The organism is Moorena sp. SIO3H5, from assembly GCF_010692395.1.
GTDB lineage: Bacteria > Cyanobacteriota > Cyanobacteriia > Cyanobacteriales > Coleofasciculaceae > Moorena.
The window spans coordinates 25548-33529 of sequence record NZ_JAAHHS010000046.1 but is presented as its reverse complement, the minus strand read 5'-3'; the positions used below and the strand labels follow the sequence as shown (position 1 = coordinate 33529).

At 42.9% G+C, this 7982-nt stretch carries 4 protein-coding genes and 1 pseudogene; 2 read left to right on the top strand and 3 right to left on the bottom strand.

Annotated features, from left to right (window positions below; genetic code table 11):
• The 3 genes and pseudogenes from F6K52_RS08075 to F6K52_RS08065 form a co-directional block, all read right to left on the bottom strand.
• Nucleotides 1-803, bottom strand: a pseudogene (locus F6K52_RS08075) (ammonium transporter); the annotation flags it as partial.
• 1123 nt (nt 804-1926) lie between these two features.
• A complete protein-coding gene (locus tag F6K52_RS08070) occupies nt 1927-2376 on the bottom strand; it encodes a type II toxin-antitoxin system VapC family toxin (protein ID WP_293076194.1) in 450 nt (149 codons plus the stop codon).
• Nucleotides 2377-2392: 16 nt separating this feature from the next.
• Nucleotides 2393-3253 (bottom strand): tetratricopeptide repeat protein, encoded by an 861-nt coding sequence (locus F6K52_RS08065; protein ID WP_293076192.1) that lies wholly within the window; start codon nt 3251-3253, stop codon nt 2393-2395.
• A gap of 144 nt (nt 3254-3397) precedes the next feature.
• Here F6K52_RS08065 and F6K52_RS08060 point away from each other — a divergent pair, with 144 nt between their 5' ends.
• Complete coding sequence (locus tag F6K52_RS08060; RefSeq protein ID WP_293076190.1) at nt 3398-3895, top strand: hypothetical protein; 498 nt, start codon at nt 3398-3400, stop codon at nt 3893-3895.
• A 105-nt stretch (nt 3896-4000) separates the two neighbouring features.
• Nucleotides 4001-7807 (top strand): NB-ARC domain-containing protein, encoded by a 3807-nt coding sequence (locus F6K52_RS08055; RefSeq protein ID WP_293076196.1) that lies wholly within the window; start codon nt 4001-4003, stop codon nt 7805-7807.
• Nucleotides 7808-7982: the final 175 nt, after the last annotated feature.

Sequence of the window (7982 nt, the reverse complement as noted above, 5' to 3'; positions counted from 1 at the left end):
AGGCTGAGATTGTGTCCGGGCAGCCCATAGGAGACGCCATCTATATATTTGCCCTTGCGTGGTCCGAGAAGGTAAGCACCTACTAAGGCACAGCAACCGCCTACGGAGTGAACTACCGTTGAACCAGCAAAGTCCCAAAATTTCAGCCCTTGTAGCCAGCCTCCTCCTAGCCAGCCTCCTCCCCAAATCCAGTGACCGGTGATTGGGTAAATGATGCCCACAAGTAGAAGGCTGAACAGACAAAAGGCAGAAAATTTGATGCGCTCAGCCACTGCTCCAGAAACAATAGTGGCAGCAGTTCCAGCAAAAACCAGTTGAAAAAAGAATTTGGCGTTGAGGGGTATACCAATATCTTTTAGTGAATAGAAGACACCGTTGTAGGCTTCTCCTATGGCTGGACTATTATCTGATCCCGAAAGGAAAAAGCCATTGAAACCAAAAACAGGGTTGCCATCACCAAACATCAAACCAAAGCCAACTGCCCAGAAAGCGGCTGTAGACAGGGCAAACACAATCAGGTTTTTAGTCAAAATGTTGGCAGCGTTCTTTTGGCGGCAAAGACCAACCTCCAACATCCCAAACCCCGCGTTCATGAAGAATACTAAACAACCAGTGAATATGACCCAGATAGTATCCACGGCAATTTGGAGAGATGCAAGGGTAGTCTGAAAAGGTGGATTCTGGGCTACTGCTACGTCGGCACACAACAGCATGATTATTGCGATCGCGGGCAAGCAAATTTTCCAACTTTGCAGCCTCCAACCGCTGGTGCACCTTGACCTTTTACGGTTTTGTTTAGACATTAGTAATCAAAGGTTTAGTGCTTAGAAGAAAAATCAATACTTGTAACCATATGCGCTACTTGAGGTGCCGTCAGCTTTCAGCTTTCAGCGTAGACCCCTGAATTAATTATTTTTTTTGGCCTTGGGCTACTAGTGAAAACTCTTTTGGCTTAGATAACACCCTAATCTTAAATAAGCCTAAGCCCTGAGTGACCATTAACTTGGCTTATCCTTACACTAGTTCCCTTGATTCTATGAGTAACTATAACTATTAATTCCCCGGGTACTTGACAGTGTTTGTCCAGTGAGGAGTTAAGCAGTAACTTACTCTTATAGTAGACGAGATTTTCACTATTGTATGCTAGTATTACAGGTTTTCTTTTTTTATTCGTCGAAATATATTCCTGTTTTTTTACTCTCGTGAAATGTAATTATTCAGCAGTCAGCGGTCATAAGTCATAAGTCATAAGTCAGCCGTTGGCTTTTGGCACCTCAAGTAGCAGCATCTGTAGCCCATTAGCTGTCAGCCGTCAGCTGTCAGCTAATGGCTGACGGCTCACGCTGCTTGAGGTGCTTATTTTGTTCAAAAGCTGTTTGGTGTAGCGTGCGCTATGGGCATAAATTGTTTCCGTACCGTCGCCATAAGCCCAAAGCTGATAGCTGATAGCTGATAGCTGATAGCTGATAGCTTACGATGCACCCAACCGGGATTGATGATCATGATATTTTTGGCATCATGGAAATAACTCCTTTTTAGGAGGGAGGAAAGCCGCGCTGGTCGTGGTTAACAGTTTTTGCCAGCGCGGCTATTAGTATCGGTCCAGGATTGATGATCGTGATATTTTTGGCATCATGGAAATAACTCCTTTTTAGGAGGGAGGAAAGCCGCGCTGGTTGTGGTTAACAGGTATTTCCAGCGCGGCTATTAGTATCGGTCGTAACTTTATATAGTATAGATAACTCCTGGAAAAAATGCAAGGGGTAATTTAAAGTTTTTACATTTATTTACAAATAGTAAAATTAGGTATTTATCAACTCAATTATGTGTATTTATTTTGTGCTTTTTTTGTGATATGTGGTAATGAGCAACACCTGAAACCGAATCACCAATGCCCCTTTAATTTGTTTATTTAAGGTTTTTTTATTACTTCCAGCACTCTAATTTTAGATTCCTGACTTCATTCATTTTTCGATAATCCCTATCTTCTGAAACAATAATTAAATTATGTTGTATGGCTGTGCAAGCTATCCATAAATCGTTGATGCGTACTCCTGCATCCTTGATGTTAAATTTTCTACGCTTGGCTTTGTCTTGGGGAGCAAACTTGGCAAATAGTTCAGCATGAAACTTGCCATAAATTTTAGAAGTTTCCTGGTCTATGGGATAAATTTTCAAGCGGCTAACAAAATTCTCTATCAAGGCTAAGTTTTCCGGTATCCTTTGGGATTTTTCAGCCATAGTGAGTAATTCCCCGTAAATAATAGTGTTGATAGCTAATTCGGTATCTGGCATAAGTGACTCTAATTTTTTGATAACTCGGTAATCTTTTTGAACAATCACAAAACTACAGTGGTTAGTGTCTAGTAAATACACAGATGATTTTCCCTATTTATTCCCTAACTCGGTTGACATAGTCCAAACACTCTTGAAAATCATCTCCAGCCCAAGTTGGTGAAGTTTTTAGCCAATCTAAGAGGTTTGTAACTGGATACTTTTGATGAGATAGTTGATAATTGTCAATCTGCCACAAAATTCCCCTTGCCGTATTTCTGATATCCATAAGATAGTTTTTGGCTGCGTATGGAAGCTCATTTTGTTCAGATGCCAAGGCAGAAGCTTGCAAAATTGCCATTAATCTACGTTTAATACGTTCTAGATAGTCCTTGGAGAAGTCAAAGATATGTTTTTCCAAAACTGTTGATAATCTAGATAGTCCTGTGTAAAGACTACTAAATTTATTAACAGTATCGATTTTAAGTGCTCGTTCAAAAGCCTGCTGTGCTTGATCTAATTTACCCTGTTGTTGGAGCACTTCTCCTAAATGGTTCAATCCCATCGCAAGTAATGATTGATTATTGAGGGCTTCAGCGATCGCAATTTCTTGTTCAAAAGCCTGCTGTGCTTGATCTAATTGACCCTGTTGTTGGAGTAATCGTCCTAAACGATTCCACCCCATAGCAAGTAATGATTGATTATTGAGGGCTTCAGCGATCGCAATTTGACCATTTAGTTCAAATTCATCTCCGAGAGCTGCCATTAAAGGCTGACCCTTGTGTTCTGATCCAATTCGATCAAAATCCTCTACAAAATTAATTCTTTCGATAATTTGCTTAAATTCAGCATAAAATCCTTCTTGATTAGATTGCTCCAGATTTTTTAAGTTTGCCTCGCTTATTACTAAATATTCGATAATCAAGTGCTCGTTATTTAAAACTAATTTAGTTAATTCTTCTTCTGGTAAGATTAGCATTATTTAAACTACTTTGACTACTATAATATTGAGTATAGCATTTCCCTGCTCCCTACTCCCTGCTCCCTACTCCCTAAATAAATCCACCTCAACCAATTTAAAAATACTATAATAAACAAAGACTGTGAGTAATCTCCTTCAACTATGGAACCATTAGCTGCTGCCGTTGTCGCTATTTCTACTGTGCTCGCCACTAAAGCCTTAGAAAAAACTGGAGAAAATGTCGGGCAAGTTGTTTGGGACAATACTAGCCAGTTTGTAGAATCCCTGAGAAACCAGTCTCCAGATACAGTAATGGCTATCGAGCAAGCCCCAGAGCAACCTCTTGATTATGCTGAAGTGGTATTGGAGCTAGAAACAGCAGCGAAGCAAAATCCGGAAGTTGCCCAAAGTATGGAGCGTTTGGTGACTACTGTTGATGCTGAAGCTTTGCCTAACTTAGAAGAAATTCGTCAAGAGATTATCAAAGCTTTGGAATCCCACCAGGCTACTAGTGAGACTTACAACAATGAAAACGTGAAAAACTTTGCCAAAAGGAATATTCTTAATCAAGAGAATACTAATTTTGGAGAGAAACAAACTAATATTGGAAATATTGGAGAAAAGCAAACTATTCAAGGAGACCAAAATAATACCTTTTGACTACAGTCGCCTGGGAGGCAGGTTAACCAAACTCGAACAAATCAAGCACCCCCACTACCTCCGTATTATGTCGAACGCCCGGAAGTAAGCCAACGACTAAAACAAATTCTTTTATCCCAAGAAACCGCTAGAGCTGGCACCTTAGTAGTTAGTGCCATCTATGGTTTAGGAGGAATTGGGAAATCTACCTTAGCTGCAGCCTTAGCCCATGATCCAGAGGTTCAATCCTATTTTACCGATGGGATTTTTTGGGCAACCTTAGGTCAGCAGCCTGATATCTTATCCTTTTTAAGTACGTGGATACAGGCATTAGGAGATTATGACTTCAAACCGATTAATATTGATAGCGCTTCTTTACAATTAAGAACGTTATTATCCGATAAAAAAGCGTTGCTAGTAGTGGATGATGTTTGGCATCCTGACCATGTTGAACCCTTTCGAGTAGCAGGGGGTGCCTGTCGGGTTTTAGTGACGACAAGAGAAGCTCCGGTTAACGGTGCGATTCGCTATGATTTAGATGTGATGACTCTAAATCAATCCTTGGAGTTATTAACCGCTTGTTTCAACAATGAGTTAACTAATCAAGAACTCGACTATGCTGAAACATTAGCCAAAACAGTCGGCTACTTACCCCTAGCATTAGAATTAGCTGCTGCCCAAGTTAGGGATGGCATCTCTTGGGAAGAGTTACTTAGTGAGTTAGAAGCTGAAATTGCTAATTTAGAAGCCTTGGATCGATTGGAACCAGAGGAAGAACCAAGTGACGCCAAGCGCAAAAACTACAGTCTAGTGGCTTCCTTTAATCTCAGTTTAAAGCGATTATCCCCCGAGAGATTGAAAAAATTTGCTTGGTTAGGGGTACTGCCGGAGGATGTCACCATTACTGAAACCATGGCGACAACGTTATGGAACTGTACTTCATTTCAAGCCAAAAAGACTTTACGATACTTACGACAAAAATCCTTATTACTACCAGGAGTCTCTAGTACCCAAGACACTAACTATCGCCTCCATGACCTGTTACATGATTTAGCCCGTAATCTGCTGCAACCAGAGTTAGGATTATCAATCCCCGAAGCCCATCAGCAATTATTAGAACGTTATCAAACTAAGACCGAAAACGGATTATGGCATACCTTACCCGATGATGGTTATATCTATAACCACTTAACTTGGCATCTAGAAAAAGCCCACAAGATAGATGACATTCATCAACTCCTGAAAGAAGAAACTCCAGCAGGAGATAACGGTTGGTATTCCCAGTGTGATAGACAGGGAAAAACTGCCAATTTTGTTAAGGATGTATCGAGAGCTTGGGCAATAGCAGCAGGCAATTTTACAGAAAATCCCACGAAATCCATTAGTTTACAGTGTCGGTATGCTCTGATTACGACATCCCTCAACAGTTTGGCCGGAAATATTCCTCCAAGGTTAATGGCAGCATTAGTTGAGAACAAAATTTGGACGGCAGCCCAGGCACTGGCTTATGTGCGACAGAGCCAAGATTCTAGAAGTAAAGTATACGCTTTGAAGGCAATTAGTAAGTATCTTCCGCCTTCTTTATTACCAGAAGCCTTAGATTGCGCCAAAGGGCTTTCGTCTGAAGAATACCAAGCATTAGCCTTAGAGGGATTAGCCTCCGATTTCCAAGAAGTCTTACCCCAAGCGTTAGATTGCGCCAGAAGGATTTCGGATCAAAAAGACCGAGCAAAAGCCTTACAGAGTTTAGGCCGCAACTTCCGAGAAGTTTTACCAGAAGCTTTAGAAGCTACCAGAGGGATTTCGGATCAAAAAGACCGAGCCGATGCCTTAATCGCCTTAGCCCCTCACTTACCCGAAACCTTGTTACCCCAAGCGTTAGATTGCACCAGAAGGATTTCGAATGAAAAAGACCGAGCAAAAGCCTTACAGAGTTTAGGCCGCAACTTCCGAGAAGTTTTACCAGAAGCTTTAGAAGCTACCAGAGGGATTTCGAATCAAAAAGACCGAGCCGATGCCTTAATCGCCTTAGCCCCTCACTTACCGGATGTGTTACCAGAAGCCTTAAACGCTGCCATAGGGATTTCGGATAAAAGATACTCAGTACAAGCCTTAATCGACTTAGCCCCCCACTTACCCCAAGTGTGGTTAGCCCAAGCGTTAGATTTCGCCAAAGCCATTCGGGATGAATACGACCGAGCCAATTTTTTAAAAGCCTTAGCCCTCCGGTTACCGGAAAGCTTCTTACCAAAAGCCTTAGAAGCCGTCATAGACATTTCGGATGAATCGGACCGAGTATATGGTTTAATCGGCTTAGCCCCCCACTTACCCCAAGTGTTGTTATACCAAGCTTTCGATTGCATCAGGGCCCTTGGGGATGAATCCCACCGAGCCTATGCCTTAATCAGATTAGCCCCCTACTTACCTGATGTTTTACCAGAAGCCTTAGATTGTACCAAAGCCATTTGGGGTGGATCCGACCGAGCCGATGCTTTAATCGACTTAGCCCCCTACTTACCCGAAGTTTTACCAGAAGCCTTAAACGCTGCTAGAGGGATTTTGGATGAAAAAGACCGAGCCGATGCTTTAATCGACTTAGCCCACCACTTACCAGAAGTTTTACCAGAAGCCTTAAACGCTGCTAGATGGATTGGGGATAAATCCCAGCGAGCTGATGCCTTAATAGGCTTAACCCCCCACTTACCAGAACTGTTACCCCAAGCGTTAGATTGCGTCCGAATGATTTCGGATGAATTCTACCGAGCACAAGCCTTAATCCCCTTAGCCCCCCACTTACCCGATCTGTTGTTACCCAAAGCCTTAAACGTTGCCAGAGGGATTGGGGATAAATCCCATCGAGCTGATGTCTTAATCCGCTTAGCCCCCCACTTCCCAGAAGTTATACCAGAAGTCTTGGGTTGCGCCAGAGCGATTCGGAATGAAAAAGACCAAGCCGGTGCCTTTATCCGCTTAATTCCCCACTTCCCAGAAGTGTTACCAGAAGCCTTAGATTACGCTAGAGCCCTTGAGGATGAATCCCACCGAGCCAACGCCTTACAGAGTTTAGCCCGCCACTTACCCGAAACGTTGTTACCCAAAGCCTTAGATTGCGCCAGAGGGCTTTCGGATGAAAAAGACCGAGGATTAACCTTAGTCGCCTTAGCCCCCCACTTATCAGAAGTGTTACCAGAAGCCTTAGATTGCGCCAGAGGGCTTTCGGATGAAAAAGACCGAGCCGATGCTTTAATCCGCTTAATCCCCCACTTACCCGAAGTTTTACCAGAAGCCTTAAAAGCCGCCAGAGCCCTTGGGGATAAATGCCACCGAGCCGATGCTTTAATCCGCTTAATCCCCCACTTACCCGAAGTGTTACTAGAAGCCTTAGAAGCCGCCAGAGCTCTTGAGGATAAATGCCACCGAGCCCGAGCTTTAATCGACTTAGCACCCCACTTCCCAGAAGTGTTACTAGAAGCCTTAGAAGCTTTCAGAGTCCCTGAGATTAAAGGCTTTTTATGTGTCTCAGAGTTATTATTTTCATTCTACTTAGACTTAGTGGACTTACCTGAAGTGTTACCAGAAGCCTTAGATTGCGCCATAGCCTTTGAGAGTGAATCCGCTCGAAGCTCTGTCTTACAGGCCTTAGCCCCGCACTTACCCCAAGGGTTGTTACCAAAAGCCTTAGAAGCCGCCAGAGCGATTGGGTCTGAACAATACCGAGTATTAGCCTTAGAGGACTTAATTAAGAGCTTAACTCCTTCCTCAGTTGATTGTCCTCTGTGGCAACAAATTCTTGATAGTTTAGCTAGTCTAAACCGTTCCAATTTTCTGAAAGCTCTTCCTAAATTAGCTCCTTTAATCATCAAGTTTGGGGGTGTTGAAGCCCTAAAAGAAACGGTGGCAGCGGTTGATGATGTTAGCCGGTGGTGGAAGTAGATAAGAGGGAACAGGGAACAGGGAACAGGGAACAGATAAGAGGCAAAAGGCAAAAGGCAATAGGCAAGAGTTAATCAAGGATAGAGGAATTATGATTAGGCTGACTGGGTGTGAAGTGAACCAGTGTTAGGATGCAGTTGATGCCTGTGCCATGGGGAATAATCGTGCTGAAATA